This is a genomic window from Paenibacillus sp. YAE3 (genome assembly GCF_057546105.1).
On the sequence record NZ_BAAIYF010000002.1, the window covers coordinates 342,209 to 359,442 of the forward strand.

Here is a 17,234-nt window from a genome sequence, read left to right on the forward strand (position 1 = left end):
GTTCCTCCCATTCGGCTCGTTAGTAAAGCAAGCGTACCAGCTCTCGTTCGTTGACGATGCTCAGCGGCTGGACAACCAGTCTTCCGCTCCGCATCTCGTGGTTAAACATCCCTAGCAGGGCAACGTCCCGCAAATGTTCTTCGGCCAAATACTTCAGCAGGTGAACGGTCCCGTCTTCGAGCACGTCGCGAAGCTCAAGCGTTTCCCCTTGGGCATCCACGATGAAAATCCGGCCGTTCGAATCGGTCACGATGTTTTTCGCACGGAGCAGCACAACGGGATTCGGATCGCCAAGCGGATTTTTAAGCTGGTTTTTCACCTTTTTGACGACCTCGGCATAAGACGCGGCGGCGTGCCGGCGAATCCGGCCCATGTCGCTTTCCGTAAGCGGTCTGGAAGCGAAGGACTCGTACCGGACCCTGCGGTTCAGGTCGCCGGGATAGCGGTAAAGCTCCGGCACCGCGGCCACCTCGAAAAAGCTGTCGTCCTCCCGCATCAATTTTGCCGCTTTGTATGGGCGGTACTGGACCGTGAAGTGGATTTCCCCGTTGTCCATCTGCATCCAATAACCGCAATCGACGAATTCCTGGCGGGAAACGTCGTCATAGCTGATGAATGAAAGCTGGATCAGTTCCGCATCGGATCCGGCAAGCCCCGCCTCTTTAAGTTCCGTCAGCTGCCATGCGTGACCCAGCCACTCTTCGATCGTGGATTCATGGTCCGGCGCAAGCTCCGGATCTTCCAGCCTGGCGTTCAAATGGGCCCGGCCCTTCTTAATGAAGGCATGGATGACGGCAAGCTGCTCCGCCGCCCGCGAATATGCGTCTTCCCGGTCTTCCTTGGCCGATAAAAGCAAATGAAGCTTGCGCAGCTGAATTTGGGCGCCGCTCAAATAATGGCTTCCCATTTGTTTCACGTGCTCCTGAACGGCTTTAAGCTCTTTGGCGTCCAAGGTGCCCAGGCCGCGGCGGATCAGCGAATGCGTCAGCTTCTCAAGCAGCTCCAAGCCTTCCAGCTGCGCCAGGATTTTTTTCTTCAAAGCCGCTTTATTGGTTTTTTTCGGTTTGGCCGGCGTCCCGGCTGCCGCTTCCTTCGCTTTTTTCTCTTCCCGTTTCTCCGCCTTCTCCCGTTTGGCCGCCAGATCGTCCGGGATTTGCGCCGCCGCGAACGGCTTGCCTTCGGCATAAGCGTAGAGCAGGCCCAAGACATGCTTGCAAGGGAACTGCCGGCTCGGACAGCTGCATCGCATGACCGGCTTATCCGGTGTGACGAAATCGGCCGAAGGCGTATAAGGCGTTTTCCCGCTTCCCTGGCATTCCCCGAAAAGCACCTGACCGTCTTCGGACCGGTGCAGCCCGGTAAACTTCCCTTTTTTATTCAGATCTCTCCCGTTTTTTATCGCAGCGCTGTTCGGCGCAAGTGAGTCGATCCAAGTTTCCGTGATCTCAATCAAACGTTTCCCCTCCACCATCGCTCTGTTTACAGATCAACCAAATTTATGATATTAACCCTCATATCTAAATCATACCTAATAATTGCGGCTGTCCCTACCCTCTAAAGACCCAATTAAGAACATACATTCTTATTCCGGAATCCAATGAAAACAGGCAATTGCAAGCTCTCCCCTTGCCGAATCCAGCCTGTAATCACAAATTCCTGAAGATAACATCCCTTCATATCCCTTGAAATTGCGTATTTATGAAATCGGCAATAAAAAAAGACTGCCGGAGTCCCAGCAATCCCATAGAACATCATCAGAGTGGTATTGACGATTATTCTTTGCCCGTGATTTCCGGGTTCGCATGCGTGATGCTTTCGGCGATCTGCCGCAGCTTCGGCAAATAACGCAACCCCTCTTCGGCGCGGCTAAGCAATTCCCCGCTCGAATGGATGCCTAAATCCGCCAGGAAACGGGCAAAAAAAGGTTCGTGCGCGCGGCGTACCTCCGCCTCCGCGTCAATCGACAAAATGTGGTGGCAGCGCGCATGCGTGACCGCCATCCAAAAGACCGCTTCGCGGGGGTTTCCGCTTCGGATCAATTCAAGGCTGCCGTCAATGGCAATCGTTTTTGCCCCGCGCGTGATGTCCGAGCTGAACGCTAGCGGCGTCCGGGCCGCGGCGGCCGCAGCCTCAAAACACCGTTCAAGCCCTTCCAGATGACGCTCCGCCAATCCAGCGGTCCAGCCGCTGCATCCCAAAAATCCGAGCAATTCCGGGTACGCACCATCAAATCCGTAGTCTTCAAGCACGCGGCGGGCTGCCAAATATCTCAGCCTTACCGTCGGGTTGCGGAGCGCGGCGACCAAAAGGACATGTGTCATCACCCCCGTCGGAAACAGCCAAGGCATAACCAGCTCGAACAAAGGAGCTGACGGATTCAGCGACCTTAGCCCTTGGTCCACCCGATTCCACGCCTCCTCGCAGCGGAGTTTCACCCATTTTTCATCCGCAAATTTTCCGGAAACCTGCCGCTGCAGCTGATGCAAATATCCGCTCGGGTCATCGATCACCGCAGGCAGGCGGAAACTACCCGCCAGATGGTAGGAGCCCAACACTTGTTCCGCCGAAGCCAGCTGGTTGAAGGGCAGGTAGGTGATCTCGATCAGAGTATCCTTGTAAATCATCTTTCCCGGCTTCGGCGGAACCGTCTCCCCTCTGAGGACCACGACAACATCGACGTCCGAACCCGTCGGCAGCGCCTCCTTCTCCGGCCTTCCCACCGTCGAGCCGCTGAAATAGGCCCCAATATAACCCGCCTGCATGCAGGCATGTTCCCGGACCCACTCGGCAGCCCGTTTTCGCGCCGTTCCGATCGTAATCATCCGACCTCACCTCCAGTTTTTTTACCGCTCATTCTTACGCGAAACCTTACCGGTGCTCCGATGCATGCAAAGGCAGCCTCCGTCTCCCAAAGGCTGCCTTCGCCTCCAATTTCCAAAATTGTCCCTGCGTTCAATACCTCAATCGTTATCCACGTAAAAATTGCGGTCGCCGATTTGGATGTCCTGCGGGTTGGGTTTCCCGTCTTTTCCCGCGTGGACGAAAAACACGAAACGTTTCGTTTTGCCGTCGGAAAATTTAAGCGTGATCGTATTGCCCGAGATGTCGTACGTTCCCGTGCCGCTTACGCCCGATGAGGAATTGGTTGTGCCTGCCCCCGTATCCAGCGTCCCCAAAGCGAGATTGTCGCTTTTGAACGTGCCGTCCGTTTGGAAGGTGATCCACTCTTCCCAAGCCGAAGAGGCCGAATTGGCGCCGGCCATGCCCGAATAACCCCGGTAGACGTAGCTGCCGCTAAGCTTGAAATGGGCTGCGACGGGTTTCACGGGCTCCAGCTGAACGTCCTCGATGAACAGGTTTCCTTTGGCCGACACCCGGATCGCATAGGACTTGCCGTTATTTAACGTCAGGCGATTATTTTTGATGCTGTAGGCGCTGCAGGCCTGCTTGGAGCAGTCGATCGTTTCCGGCCCGCCGGAGACGGGCTCGCCTACGACGACTTTTTGCCCCGGAAGGAACGTGTAATAATCCCAGCATGCACCGCCGCATTCGTAACCTCCCGGATCGGGCCGCATGCCGACGTACATGCCTTGGAGCTTGTCGAGCTTGACCGGGGAAGCCGGAGCGGTTTCTTCATCGCCGCTTCCGGTCTGTCCCGTCCCGGGAGGATCCTTCGGCGGGTTCGATGTCGTCATGTCCCCGTTTTTAGCGAGTATTTCCGCAGCCTGCTCTTTGGTGAGGCCAAGCTGGCTCAGCATTTGCTCCGAAAATATCGTGATTTCGCGGTTTTTGGGATCCCACACCACCAAACCGCCCGTCGCCTCCCCCACGAACCGCAGCGGTACCAAGGTATTCCCTCGGACGACCCGAGCCGGCTTATCGAGCTTGATTTCTTTCCCGTTTAAAACGGCCTTTGTGCTGCCTACCTTCAAAGTGAACGACATGGAACCTTTTTGTCCCGTAATCGTTTGGTTCTGCTGATTCCATGTCAATGCAATGCCCATCGTTTCAAACAAAGGGCGCATCTGGACCAGCGTCGAACCGCCGTCCAGCAGCGGATCGACCGAAAAGGATACCCATTGCGTATCGACCGCCACCTTGATCGGTGCCGCCGCAGCCGCATAAGCCTGCTTCATTCCCCAAACACCGGTTGCCAGCAGCAACGCGAAGAACAGCAGCAATCCGGCGCCGGTTTTCTTATAAACAGCTCGCATGTTTTGCCTTCACTCCTTTTCCTGCGTATTCGCTCGAGACGTTTTTGCCGCGTCGACCATCCGTACGCATCCATCATCAGGCTATTCACGACTTTTTCCAATTATATCCTGAATTTTTCGGTATGGGGCTGGACCGCAGCCGCATTTTGGTCAAAAAAAACATAGGCCAGAAGTTATCTTTACTTCCAGCCTATGCACCTATTTCATCATAGGGAAATACGCAAAGCAGCCTTTTACGTTGTCCTGTCAATCCTTGATTTTTTGGACCTCGGCCAGGCCATATCCGGATTTCGGCAGCCGGCTTCCGTATATATGATCAAAAGCATTGCCCAAAGAATCCAGCTTGCCTATATGGGCGACGACCACGTACTCCCTTTTTGGAATCGTTCCGGCCGCTATCGATTCCGGCAGATCTTCGACGCTTCTCACGGGAACGCAAGCCATGTACGTAAAAGCTTCCGAGCCGACTCTCTTCTATTAAAAACAGCCCGGGCGGAAATGATTTTCCGTCCCGGGCCGGCATTCACGGTTTCGAACGCATCCGTTCCAACGCCATCAAGGCAGCTCCCGTGGATGCATCGCTTTTGGGCGTGATGCACTCCATTCTGGGGTAACGCGCGCGAAGCTTCTCTTGGAACTTCGTTCTAACGAAGCCGTTTTTGAGCAGCACGCTGCCAGCCATGGCAAGGCTGCCTTCCTGCAGCGAAAGCGTTTCGGCCACCGGAATGACCAGCTTCAGCAGGGATGACGCACAGTTATCGGCGATATCGAGCGCCGCCTCGTCTCCCGCCGCGCAGGCTTCGGAGAGGATCGGGGCCAGTGCAGCGATTTCTTTTTTGTTTCTGCTTTTGTCGTAGACAAAACCTACGATGTCCTGTACCGATCCGATGCCGAGCTGCCCGTAGACAAGCTCTTTAATGATCGTGTCCGGAATCCGCCCGTCATGCGCCTGCACGACGGCAGCCAGCAAATCGCGCCCGATCGCGTAGCCGCTTCCTTCGTCGTCGATCAGGTGCCCGAATCCTCCCGTTCGATGCGATTGCCCCGCTTCGTTTTTGCCGAGTCCGATGGAGCCGGTACCGGCGATCAGAATCATGCCGCAATTTTTCTGATGGGCCCCGTACAAAGCGGTCTCGTGATCGCCGGTGATGTGCAGACCTCCCGGATAACCCGCGTCCCGGATTTGTCCGGTCAGCCTGCCGACGACGCTCGGATTGCTTACTCCGGCTGCCCCGACGCATAGTTCACCGCAGTTTTCGAGCCCTCCGCATGCCGCCCCGATGGTTTCCATCATCTCCCGCAGGGAAGCGCCGACGCTTTCTTCGTCCTGACCGTTATAGTTGATGGCGCCGGAGGCAAACGTCTTTACCGCCCTGCCGTTTTCGTCCACGATCGTGACGGCGGTTTTCGTGCCTCCCCCGTCCAAGCCGGCCGCATATTTCATCGTTCTCATCACATCCTTCGTTTGATTTTCGACAACAGCTGCGGCCGTTCTTTAGTTGCGCAAGCTGATCTTGCCGGTCGGCGCTGCTTCCCCGCTTAAAATGCGGATGACCGAACGAATGGACAACCGGGTATATTCGAAAGCGGCCAATCCGCAAACGCCCGCTTCCAGCAGCTCCAAATCGTACGGCTTACCGAGCGCCACCGCGGTTACCCGGTGGCCTTCCCGGAGCAGCCGGTTCGCAAGCCCGATTTGCCCCTGATGATCGCATCCGTTGTAAAGGCCGATAATGACGTTCGGAACATGTTTGATTTCGTCCGCAATCCGCTTTTGCTCCGCTTCGTCCGGATTGATGTCCGTCATCACATGCTCGACGCCCAAAGCCGCCGCGGCTTCCGCCGGGAAGGACAATTCGGCGCTCGCCTTGCTTGAAGCCTGATCCGGGCGATATGGCAGGCTGCCGATCACGATCGTATCCGAAGCATCCTTCCGCACAGGCACAAGCGTACTGCCGACATGGCAGATGCTTTCCAGGCTGATCGCCTCCGCCGCCCGCCGATTCACCTCATGTTCCGCTTCGGTCATTTCCCCGTCTTTCACCACCCCGTATTTCGCCTTATAAAACAGCACCTTTTCCACGGCTTCGTCAAGGATGTCAATCGGCAGCTCTCCGGTTTCCACCGCGTGTTCGATCCGGCGGACCGCATCCTTCACGAGTTGCGCGCTATGGCTGATAAAAAGCAGGTGAACCCCGGCCTTCAGCGCTCCGACCGCGCCTTCGGCGGTTCCGTAATAGTTTTGGATGGCATCCATTTCCAGGCAGTCCGAGATGACCAGTCCGTCATAACCCATTTGATGCTTGAGCAGGTCGGTAATAATCGTTTTGGACATCGTGGCCGGAACCTGATCTTTTTCGATGGAAGGGAATAAAATATGCGCGCTGGTCAGACACTCCGCCCCGCCGTCGATGGCCGCCTGAAACGGCTTCAGTTCAAGCTCGGCCAGCGCTTCCAGCGATTTGTCGATCGAAGGCAGCCCCAGATGGGAATCCACCGCCGTGTCGCCATGCCCCGGAAAATGCTTGATGGCAGCCAGCACGCCGCCATCCTTGAGCCCGCGCAGCATTTGCAGCCCGTATTCGGTCACGACTTCCGCCGTATCGCCGTAAGAGCGCACGTTAATGACCGGATTTTGCTTATTGTTGTTGATATCCAGCACGGGCGCAAGGTTAAAGTTGATTCCGAGCGCGCGCATTTCGCGGGCCGTTATCCGTCCTGCCGCATAGGCGTTTTCGGGGCGGCCCGTCGAGGCGATCGCCATCGCCCCCGGCACGTTGACCGCATCCTTCGGCAGGCGCGTGACCCGCCCCCCTTCCTGGTCGATCGAGATCAGCGCCGCGTGCCCCGTATGTTCGGTAATGCTTCGCTGCAGCTCCGCGCACAGGCCTTTCAGCTGCTCGCGGTTGACGACGTTATGCGCGAACAAAATGATGTTTCCGATTTTATATTCCGCAAGCAGACGCTGCGTTTCTTCATCAATCTCAGGTCCTGGAAAACCCGCCACGATCAGCTGGCCGATTTTTTCTCTTAATGTCAGTTGTCTCATCCGGATACCGGCTCCTTTATTTCTTTTCGGATTTGCTAGGTTTTATCGAATCAATACAGATGGTATTCCGCCTTCAGCTTTTCGAACCGGCGGCTTTCTTCGCGGAATTGCTCGAGCAGCGCCGGAACGTCCACGTGCTCATCCCGGTACATGTTGTCTCCGCCGAGCAAATCGATAAACGGCCTGGAATTTTCTCTGACCGGCGGCAGGAACGAAAACGGTTCATAGTTGTTTTTGATCGTAAACATCAGGCGGACACCGGTTTCCAGCGGGCGGAACGCCCGGACGTCCGTGATGTGGAGCTGAACTCCGCCGCATTGCTCGCCCTGGAATTTCGAAAACGACGGCTTGAAGTACACCGGACGGAACATAACCCCCGGATGCTTCTGCGCATTCATCTCGTCGGCCAACCGCTCGGCCTGGATGAACGGCGCGCCGATGATCTCGAACGGAGCGGTCGTGCCCCGGCCTTCCGACAGGTTCGTCCCTTCGAACAGGCAGGTGCCGGGATAAACAAGCGCCGATTCGAACCGTGGAATTCCGAGGGACGGCATGACCCAAATGCGCCCGGTTTCCGGGAAAAGCATGCGGCGGTCCCAGCCTTGGCAGCGGATCACATGCAGCTTGGCGTTCCAGCCCTTCTGGTCATTGGCCATCATCGCCACCTCGCCGGCGGTCAAGCCGTAGCGGACGGCAAGCGGATAATTGCCGACGAACGATTCGAATCCCGGTTTTAATATATTCCCTTCGACCGTCACGCCGTCCAGCGGGTTGATCCGGTCCAATACGACGATTTCCTTGCCTGCTTTCGCGCAGTCTTCCAATGCGTACAACATCGTGTAAATAAACGTATAATAACGCGTGCCCACATCCTGAATGTCGTAAACGACCGTGTCCACTTCGTCCAGCATTTCTTGGCTTAAACGTTTGGAGTCCTTGCGGTACAAGCTGTATACCGGCACGCCCGTAATCGGGTCGGAATACGTTTCGACCATCGCCCCTGCGGCCTGATCCCCCCGCACCCCGTGCTCCGGCGAAAACATTGCCGCCAAATGAAAATGCTCGTGCAAAATCTGGATCGTCGATACAAAGTCTTTATTGAGTCCGGTCGGCGAGGTAATCAGGCCAAGTCTTTTTCCTTTTAATACATGGGCGGCTTCCATGACCGTGTCGATTCCGTTCAAAATCATCGCTGCTTCCCCCTATCGCATGTCGTTTTTGAAAAAAATGACTGCCGCTCCGCAAAAGTCCATTCCGTCCGGAAATGGTGCGGCTTCGCAGAATTCAAACAAGCGCCAGCTTGCCGAATCCTGCCCTGCAGGCAGTCATTTTTTCTATCCTTTTCCTACAACAGATCGCTCTTCAGCACGCGTTTCGTTTCTTCCGGAACCATGAACGTTTCGGCGTATTCCTTGCGCGCTTCGATCCCGCGAACCCTTGCCAAATGTTTGTAGTACTCCAGGTATGGGAACGATTTGCTGTTCGTGACGAACCAATGCTGCTCCGTTGCTTTGACCCACAGGTCGAATGCTTCTTTGGAGAAATCCACGTATACATACGGCTTGTAGTCCACCGCGTCCTCCCAGTTTTCCGCATAATACAGCCTGGAGGCAAAATGCGCCGGCAGCTCTCTTTCGAAGGAAGCGAGTCCCGCAAAGAAACGGGCGTCATTGACGATGTTGTGGGTAATCGCATGGTCCTTGTGCATGCTGTTTTTCCAATGCGTGATGATCACGTTCGGTTTGACTTGGCGGATACAATCGCAGACGCGCAAACGCATGTCCTCGTTATCCTTCAGTTCGCCGTCCGGAATATCGAATACGATCGATTCGCCGCCGAGCATATCGGCAAAAGCTTTCGCTTCGTTGACCTTTTGCCGGCGGTATTCGGCCATGTCCTGCCCGGCCGGCACGCCGCGTTCGCCCGCGGTCAAAGCAAGCGTTACGATCTTGTCCCCTTTCAGCGAGTGGCTGGCCAGCACCCCGCCTGCCGTCAATTCCGCATCCCCGACATGTCCGCCGATGGCCATAATCGTCAATTTCTGTTCGCTCATTCCTAAAACTCCCTTCTCATGATAGAAAATCGTTTTACGGTTCGGAAGCCTGCTTTTTCATAGATCCGGATGGCCGGATTGGTGCTGCCCGTGTACAGCGACATATAATCGGTCCCGATCGCCTTGAACGCTTCGCACAGCTTGAAGAACAAAATCGTGCCCAGCCCGTGCCCTTCGTGCTCGGGATGCACCCCGATGCCGGCAAAATAACCCCGCCCGTTATCCTGGCGGATGACCGGCCCGGCAAAACCGACCACCTGGCGCCCGTGCGCCGCGACGACAACCGGCGTGCCTTCCGACGTGCACTTGCCGATTTCCTTTTCCCACAACGGGTTGTTCAACCCTTGAAGCATGCCGGCCACGCCTTCGTGTTTCGCGCCGTCGAACAGTTCCACCCGATAGCCTTCTTCGGCGGCTTTCCGCTCTTTCACCCGGATTTCGTCCGGCATGGAAAACTGCCCGAGATTCAAATACATCGCGCACTCCTGGGCGCGTTCCGCATAACCTTCGCCAAGCAAAAAGGAATGCAGCCTGCTGCCCGTCGGGACGCCCGGGGCGTTGTTATGTTCATGCCGCGGCGTATCCGATATGTACCACGGCAGCATCATTGGATTAAAAAACAGGAAGTCCGCCTGCTTTTTGCCAAGCTCCCGAAACCGGCCTTCGACGGCTTGCAGCAGCTTTTTGTACTGTTCGTCCGTCTGGCTCGCCTCCTCAAGCACGATGCAGGTCACGTACCCTGCCGTTTGCCCCAGCGGAAGATCGTCGCCGGTACACCCGCAGGCAAACCCCGTCACCCGTCCGTCTTCGATCAGGACGAATGCGTTCAGCTTATCGAAATAAGGGCTGGAAGCGAAAATATGATGGAAGCTTTGCTCCGTCAGCTCCTTGTACCCGTCTTTTACGGCCTCTTGATTCCACAAATCGATGACCGCCTGCGTATATTTTTCATCCCAGGCATCAATCATGCTCAGCGGCACCTCCGTCCCCTGTCAGAGATTTAGTAGCTTATTTTTCCCATGATGACGGGCCTTGCGGCCCCGGTTACGTTTGGCAGATTGTTCGGCTTCCGCTTTATCGCATAATCGGCGAGGATTGCAAACGCCACCGCTTCCTTCGCGTCGCTGCTGCGGCCGACTTCCTCCTGCGTCAGCACCTCGACCCCCATGGATTCCATTTCGCTGCGCAGGAAACCGACCAATACCGGATTATAGCTTCCGCCTCCGCCGACGATCAGGACATCGGCCGGCGTGCGGCCTTGGACGTAGCGGCGGTATGCATCGCCGATCGACCAGGCCGTCAGCTTCGTCACGGTAGCTACCACATCCTCCGGCTTCATGCCTTTTTGCGCAGCAATGCCCAGCAGCCTCTCGACATAGGCCGAGCCGAACAGCTCCCTGCCGGTGGATTTCGGAAGCGGCTGCGCATAATAAGGTTCTTTGGCTAAAAAACCGAGCAGCTCCTCGTCGACCGTCCCCCGGCCGGCAATCGCCCCTCCGATGTCCATCGTGAGTTGTCCCGGATACAGGCGTTCGACGACGCCGTCGATGATCATGTTTCCGGGTCCGGTATCGAAGGCATACACGTCTTCCGGCGCGCAGCCGGCGGGAATGACGGTCATGTTGCCGATGCCGCCGATATTTTGCAGCAGGAGTGTGCGATTCGCTTCCCTGTAAAACAAATATTCGGTGAACGGAACTAGCGGCGCCCCCTGACCGCCAACCGCCATATCGGCGGGGCGAAAATCGGTCACGCACGGAATTCCCGTCCGCGCGGCGATGACCGATCCTTCCCCGATTTGCACCGTATAACGTATGTCATGTCCATGGCGCTTTTCTGCGGCCGGCGCATGATAAATCGTTTGGCCATGCGAGCCGACGACGGCGATGTCCGCGGGCTTCAGCCCCGCCGCCTTAATGACGGCGAGCGCCGCTTCCGCGTACAGCTCGCCCAGCAATACGTTCATGCTTCCGACTTTGTCGATCGTAGCCTTGACCGGATCAAACAGCTCGAAAATCTCCTGCCTGACGGCAGCCGGATACGGCCTGTTTTCAAAGGCAACCAGCGAAACGGCGATCTCCCCTCCGGGACCGTCCGCGATCCGTACCACGGCTGCATCTATTCCATCCACTGACGTGCCGGACATAAGTCCTACGGCATAGCGGCTTGCATACATATCCAAAGTTTCGCGCTTCATCGGTTCAGCCTTTTACCGCGCCTACGGTAACGCCTTCCAGGAAGTATTTTTGCAGGCTGAAGAACAGGATGAACATCGGCAGCGCAGAAATGGTCGCGCCTGCCATCATTGGCGCAAAATAAGTCGTGTTCGCAAAACGGAAGTTTTTCAGTCCGACCTGAATCGTCTGCATATCCATGGAGTTGGTGACCAGGAACGGCCAGAAGAACGTGTTCCAGTTGTCCATGAAGGTCAAAATGGCCATGACTGCAAGTACCGTTTTGGATAACGGAATAATGATACGGAAATAGATTTGGAACTGGTTGCAGCCTTCGATTTTGGCGCATTCCAAAATTTCGTTCGGGATGCTGCTCATGAACTGCTTTGCGAGAAAGATGTTGTACACGGTGACCAGACCCGGCAAAATCAATGCCGTATACGTGTTTTGAATATGAAAAATATTGACGATTAAAATATAGAGCGGAACTTGCGTCACCTGATAAGGAATCATCATGGCGATCAGCAGCAGCGAGAAAATGAGCGCTCTGCCTTTAAATTTGATTTTCGAAAACGCATATCCCGCCATGCTGGCGAACAATACGTTTGTGACCATAACCGTGGTTGCCACAATCAAGGAGTTCAGCAGCCAGCGGTAGGTATATTCGCTGAATTCGAAGAAAAATTTGTATGATTCCAGAGAAAAACTGCCCGGGATCAGTCTGTAATCCATGGCCCCGGCTTCAACGGGTTCACCAAAGGAAGAAATAATCATATAGTAGATCGGAAACAGGGTTGCCAGCGCGAATACCAGAAGAATGGCGATCAGAACCGTGTTTCTGGCGAGCCGGAGCTGTGGTCTCCCTGCATGAGGGTTATAAAGCGACATAATGCTGCATCTCCTTCCTTTAATATTCCACGTCTTTGCCCAGGAATTTGAATTGAATGACCGAAATGAGCGCAATAATGGCTGCAAGTACAAGCGACTGCGCTGCGGCTTTGCCGAATTCGAAATATTTGAACGCGTTGTTGAAGATCAGCAAACCTACCATCGTCGTCGCGTTGTCCGGTCCCCCGCCCGTCATCAGGTAGGCGTTCTGGAATACCTGGAAGGAACCGATGACGCCCGTTACGAGCAGGAAGAGGGTTGTCGGTTTCAGGCAAGGCACAACGATGTACCACAGCTTTTGCAAAAAGGAAGCTCCGTCGAGTTCAGCTGCCTCGTAATAACTACCGTCAATGCCGAGCAATGCGGCAAGATAAATGATGATACTCGTGCCGTGACTGGACAGCCAAGCCATCAAAACGAGCGAGAACATGGCATAGGCGCTGGATCCAAGCCAGTTATGCGTGCCGAGGCCAAAAAACGAAGTCACCTTATTAAATATTCCGACAGGCATCGGATCGAAGATCCACAGCCAAACGAGGGACAACGCCACGCCGGAAGCGACTGCCGGAAGGTAATAAACCGCCTTGAAAACCGTCTGCATTTTTTTCTTCAGCGGCAGAATCATGATCGATACCGCAAAAGAGAGGAGAAGCGACACCGGTACGGTCAAAACCGTATAGACGATGGTGTTTACGACAGCCTTCCAGAACAACGAGTCCTTGAATGTGGCCGTATAATTGTCAAACCCGATGAACTCCGAACCCCGCGGCTTATACTGTTGAAAGCTGATGATGAGTGCGCTGATTACCGGATATAACGTAAACATCGCAAAAACCAAAAGGGCCACGGCTATAAAAGCATATCCCCATGCTGCATCGCCTTTTATTTTTCGCCGTTTGATCGGTTTGGCATATTCAGTCATCTTGCGAAACCCCTTTCATACTTCTTTTCAAAGGCAATTGGGTGAAAGCCGTATGGAAGTCATACGGCTTTATTCCAATTGTATTCTCTAGTCTTTTACGATGCCGTCTTCGCCGAAGGCTTGAACCGCAGCGGATTTCACCGCTTCGTACATCGCCTCTGGCGTGATTTCGCCGGCGATCAGGGCTTGAAGTTTCGGCACGATAACTTCATCTTCAAGCTTGATGGCTTTTGCACCAAGATCCGTAGGGATATCAGGACGGGCAGGAACCGCTGTTTTCAGCATCGCTTCCACCGCTGCTTTGTTATCCGGATCGCGTTCGTTAGGCATGTTTTCGGCCGCTTTTCTGCCGCTTTCCGTAATTTGGGCTACATACAGCTCGTTGTTGGTCGTCGCCGCAATTTCGCCGCTGGACAGGAAGTTTGCTGCTTTAACCACATTTGCTTTGTGGGCGGCGGTTGGATCTTTGGTGCCTTGGAATGTAACATAACCGTCTACCGCTACGCTTGCTTGCGCTTGTGCACCTGCAAAAGACGGCACAGGCAGCACGACATATTCAACAGGAATGGAACCTTTGACAGCGCTGTCGTCTTTGTTTTTCAGCTTTTCGTTGTTCAGCTTCGCGGATCTTTCGAATACGGCGAGGCCTTTACCGGTGATCATCGTTTGACCTGTCAGGAACATGTTCCAGCGTTTGCCGGCATCAATGGAGCTCAGCTCTTTCGGCATGGAGCCGTCGTCGATCATCACGCGGATGTCCTTCAGCACTTCCAGGAAGTTTTTGCTTGTGTAAGCATATTTCAGGTCCTTCGTGAATGCGGCTGGCATGCCGGCGCTTTTCACGAGAATGCCGAGGTAATCTTTGGAGGTTACGCCGGCTGTTGCGAATACGAATCCGTAACGGGAAGTTTTGCCGTTTTCAGTCACGACGCCCTTTTTGATCGCTTCGCGGAACTCGTCGAAGGTCCAGCCTTCTTTTTGCACCTTTTTGTAGTCGATGCCGGCTTTTTCTAAATACTCTTTGTTGCCGCCGATCGCATGAGCTTCCATGTATGCCGGGAAACCGTACAGGCCTTTGCCGTTTTTCATGTATTCAAGCGGTGCAGCGTCATAATCTTTAAGCATATCTTCGGTGGCCACATCGGAAATATCCATCAGCATGTCATTCTGCGCATATTTCGAAATACCGTCGGAGCCCATGAATGCGATGTCAGGCGGGCTGCCTGCATTGACCTGCGTGTCCAGCTTTTGCGTCATGTCCTCCCAGCTGGCAGGCTCGATTTTGAGCGTCAGGTTCGGATATTTTTCATTGAATTGTTTTTCCATATCTTTAAAACGGTCTTGGAAGTTTGCCGATACCGGCGGCAAAAGCGCCGTGATGGTGTCTTTTGCGTTCGGATCGTCCACGTTCGCAGCTTTGTCGTCTTTGCCGCCGCAAGCGGACAATGTGGTCAGGGCCATGCTGAGGGCAAAGACGGATGCCAATACGCGCATTTTCTTTTTCATCATCAAAAACAAGCCTCCTTGAAAATATAAATCGTATTAGACCTTCTGTTTCTTTAAGCCAAATCCTTAAACGACCTGATTGAACTCATGAATTGCTCTTTTCAAGCTGCCGTCGGCCCGGTTCAGCGCCTCTTCGGCCGGACCTGCCGCAAGCCCGGTTTTGATCATCATGATCGCCAGCTTACAGTTCATGGAAGCGCTTTCTAAATAGGCGGCAGCCTTGGCGTCATCGACCCCTGTTGCCGATTTGATGATGCGGATCGAACGATCCCGAAGCTTGATGTTGCTCGCTTTCAAGTCTACCATCAAGTTATTGTAGGTCTTGCCTAACTTAACCATAGTACATGTGCTGAGCATATTCAAAACCAATTTCTGGGCAGTTCCGGCTTTCAGCCTCGTTGAACCCATGATCACTTCAGGCCCGACCACCGGCGCAATGCAGATATCGCAGACGTTCTCTAATTTGGACGGTTTGTTGTTTACGACGCCGATCGTTGCCGCTCCGATCTCGCGCGCTTTCCGAAGCGCCTCGATGACGAATGTCGCGCTGCCGCTCGCCGTAATGCCGATCACCGCGTCCTTGTCCGTGATCCCGCACTGCTCGATTAATGCAACCCCCTCCTCCGCACTGTCTTCGGAACCTTCCACAGCCAGTCTCAGCGCCCCATCGCCTCCGGCAATATGACCTTGCACAATCGAAGGATCAGTGCCGAATGTCGGCGGACATTCAGATGCGTCCAGAACGCCCAATCTGCCCGAAGTCCCTGCTCCTATATAAAACATTCTGCCGCCATTTTTAAGCACGCGGTGCAGAACGTCCACCGCCTTCGAAATCTGCGGGATTTCCGCAGCCACGGCGGCCGGAACCTTGGCATCTTGTTCGTTCATGAGACGAAGCATTTCTTCTGTGCTGCATTCATCGATCATCCGAGTCTGCTCATTGATACCCTCTGTTGTCAGCCCCGCCAGATACTCATCCATTGCGATCCTCCTATCCATATATTCATTTCTGGGAAGTCGCAAATTCCAAAGACGGATCAAGGCACAATATGTAGTTCTTTTTATATGGTCTGTCCCTACATCATGTGTATCAAAACCGCACTTTTGATATTTGCCAAATCCTCTTCTTGATTTCATATTAACGAGAAATTTCATTTTGGTCAACAGTTTTTGAAATATTATTTTATTATAAAATAAATTATTGTTGTTTAATTTTAGCTTGTACGCCTGCGGACCTTCAACGGAAAACAAAAAAAGACACCGTCTTTCGGGCGAAAGGCCGGTGTCTGGATCGCATCGGTCAGCGGTGTTTGCTTGCCGCGATGATGTTATGCGTTTTGGTCAAATATTTTTTCACGTTTTTGTATTCGGCGCTTGCCACCCCGGCAAACAGGATGTCGATGATCGTCAGCATGGCGATGCGCGAACCCATGGCGCCGCTGCGGATGGTCACTTCGGGGGTCGAAATGTTCAGCACGATATTCGCTTTGTCCGCCAGCTCGCTTTTCGTGTATTTCGTAATGGCGATGATGGTGGCCCCGCTTTTTCTGGCGATTTCAAGCGAGTCCAGAATTTCCGTGGTTTTGCCCGAATTGGAGATAAACACCGCCACGTCCCCTTTGTCGAGCAGAGTTGCGGCGGTCAACTGGCTGTGCCCGTCGGTGTACGTATGGCACATCTTATTGATCCGCGAGAACTTCTGTTCCGCGTCGATGCCGACCAGACCCGAAGCGCCGATGCCGAAAAAGACGATGCGGTTGCTTTTCCGCAGCACCTGCACGGCTCGTTCCACTTCGTTCTTATCGATGACGCTTAACGTGTCTTCGATCGATTTGATGTTGTTTCTGAACGTGTTGGAAATGATGACGGACAGGTCGTCTCCCGGCTGGATGTCCGTATACTGATCCTTTTGCTCCTCCATCGAACCAAGCGACGCCGAGATGCTGACGATAAAGCTGCGGTAACCCGAATATCCCATCGTTTTGCAAAAACGCAGCACGGACGCGTCGCTTGTTTTCGTCAGCTGCGCCAGGTTTTTGATCGATAGATGGGGGATTTCTTCGACGTTTTGCAGAACGTATTCCGCCACCATTTTTTCGACCGGGGTCAGGCTGTCTTTCATTTCGCGAATTTTAATCAAAATGTTATCGTGTATTGACATACGTTTCCCTACTCATCTCAGTTTAATAGAATCCAATTGCGTCAATCGCTAGTGTACATAAAAACAAGAGGTTAATCAATATAATTGAAAAAATAGAAAAATCATGAAGTTTTCGACAGGATAAAAATAAATTTCAAAATTCACCAGCCAATTTAAAATTTAAATCCATTTTATATTACGGAGCGCAAAATTGCAATAAACCTTACATGCCGGGTCAGCGCTTATTCGCGGGGACATGCGACCCCTCCCGTTTCCGCGACCCTTAAA

Annotated in this window: 14 protein-coding genes and 1 pseudogene; all 15 read right to left on the reverse strand. The window is 53.9% G+C overall.

Features of this window, described 5'->3' with window-relative positions; translation table 11 throughout:
* Positions 1-19 precede the first annotated feature (19 nt).
* Positions 20-1,453 carry an SWIM zinc finger family protein gene (locus AC27KL_RS04410; RefSeq protein WP_487168981.1) on the reverse strand — a complete coding sequence of 478 codons (1,434 nt, stop codon included), beginning with the start codon at positions 1,451-1,453 and terminating at the stop codon, positions 20-22.
* Positions 1,454-1,772: 319 nt separating this feature from the next.
* Entirely contained in the window at positions 1,773-2,822 is a 1,050-nt protein-coding gene (locus AC27KL_RS04415; protein WP_487168982.1) for a hypothetical protein, read from the reverse strand.
* 138 nt (positions 2,823-2,960) lie between these two features.
* The gene (locus tag AC27KL_RS04420) at positions 2,961-4,214 is read right to left on the reverse strand and encodes a stalk domain-containing protein (protein WP_487168983.1); all 1,254 of its coding nucleotides are present in this window, start codon (positions 4,212-4,214) and stop codon (positions 2,961-2,963) included.
* Between the two features lie 246 nt (positions 4,215-4,460).
* Positions 4,461-4,664 (reverse strand): annotated as a pseudogene (locus AC27KL_RS04425) (GyrI-like domain-containing protein); the annotation flags it as partial.
* A 73-nt stretch (positions 4,665-4,737) separates the two neighbouring features.
* Positions 4,738-5,667, reverse strand: a complete 930-nt coding sequence (locus tag AC27KL_RS04430) for an N-acetylglucosamine kinase (RefSeq protein WP_487168984.1) — start codon at positions 5,665-5,667, stop codon at positions 4,738-4,740.
* Positions 5,668-5,709: 42 nt separating this feature from the next.
* Positions 5,710-7,263, reverse strand: coding sequence for a glycoside hydrolase family 3 protein (locus AC27KL_RS04435; protein WP_487168985.1), 1,554 nt, complete (start codon positions 7,261-7,263; stop codon positions 5,710-5,712).
* Between the two features lie 50 nt (positions 7,264-7,313).
* The gene (locus AC27KL_RS04440) at positions 7,314-8,453 is read right to left on the reverse strand and encodes an exo-beta-N-acetylmuramidase NamZ family protein (protein WP_487168986.1); all 1,140 of its coding nucleotides are present in this window, start codon (positions 8,451-8,453) and stop codon (positions 7,314-7,316) included.
* Positions 8,454-8,608: 155 nt separating this feature from the next.
* Positions 8,609-9,316: a PIG-L deacetylase family protein gene (locus AC27KL_RS04445; protein WP_487168987.1), complete on the reverse strand. Its 708-nt coding sequence runs from the start codon at positions 9,314-9,316 to the stop codon at positions 8,609-8,611.
* A 2-nt stretch (positions 9,317-9,318) separates the two neighbouring features.
* Positions 9,319-10,284, reverse strand: coding sequence for a GNAT family N-acetyltransferase (locus AC27KL_RS04450; protein ID WP_487168988.1), 966 nt, complete (start codon positions 10,282-10,284; stop codon positions 9,319-9,321).
* Positions 10,285-10,316: 32 nt separating this feature from the next.
* On the reverse strand, positions 10,317-11,513 hold the full coding sequence (locus AC27KL_RS04455) for an anhydro-N-acetylmuramic acid kinase (protein WP_487168989.1): 1,197 nt from the start codon (positions 11,511-11,513) through the stop codon (positions 10,317-10,319).
* A 4-nt stretch (positions 11,514-11,517) separates the two neighbouring features.
* Positions 11,518-12,378, reverse strand: coding sequence for a carbohydrate ABC transporter permease (locus tag AC27KL_RS04460; protein WP_310859170.1), 861 nt, complete (start codon positions 12,376-12,378; stop codon positions 11,518-11,520).
* A 19-nt stretch (positions 12,379-12,397) separates the two neighbouring features.
* Positions 12,398-13,300: a carbohydrate ABC transporter permease gene (locus tag AC27KL_RS04465; protein WP_339324431.1), complete on the reverse strand. Its 903-nt coding sequence runs from the start codon at positions 13,298-13,300 to the stop codon at positions 12,398-12,400.
* 87 nt (positions 13,301-13,387) lie between these two features.
* Positions 13,388-14,806 carry an ABC transporter substrate-binding protein gene (locus AC27KL_RS04470; protein WP_339325110.1) on the reverse strand — a complete coding sequence of 473 codons (1,419 nt, stop codon included), beginning with the start codon at positions 14,804-14,806 and terminating at the stop codon, positions 13,388-13,390.
* A 66-nt stretch (positions 14,807-14,872) separates the two neighbouring features.
* Positions 14,873-15,787: an N-acetylmuramic acid 6-phosphate etherase gene (gene murQ / locus AC27KL_RS04475; RefSeq protein WP_487168990.1), complete on the reverse strand. Its 915-nt coding sequence runs from the start codon at positions 15,785-15,787 to the stop codon at positions 14,873-14,875.
* 319 nt (positions 15,788-16,106) lie between these two features.
* A complete protein-coding gene (locus AC27KL_RS04480; RefSeq protein WP_036708118.1) occupies positions 16,107-16,967 on the reverse strand; it encodes a MurR/RpiR family transcriptional regulator in 861 nt (286 codons plus the stop codon).
* Positions 16,968-17,234: the final 267 nt, after the last annotated feature.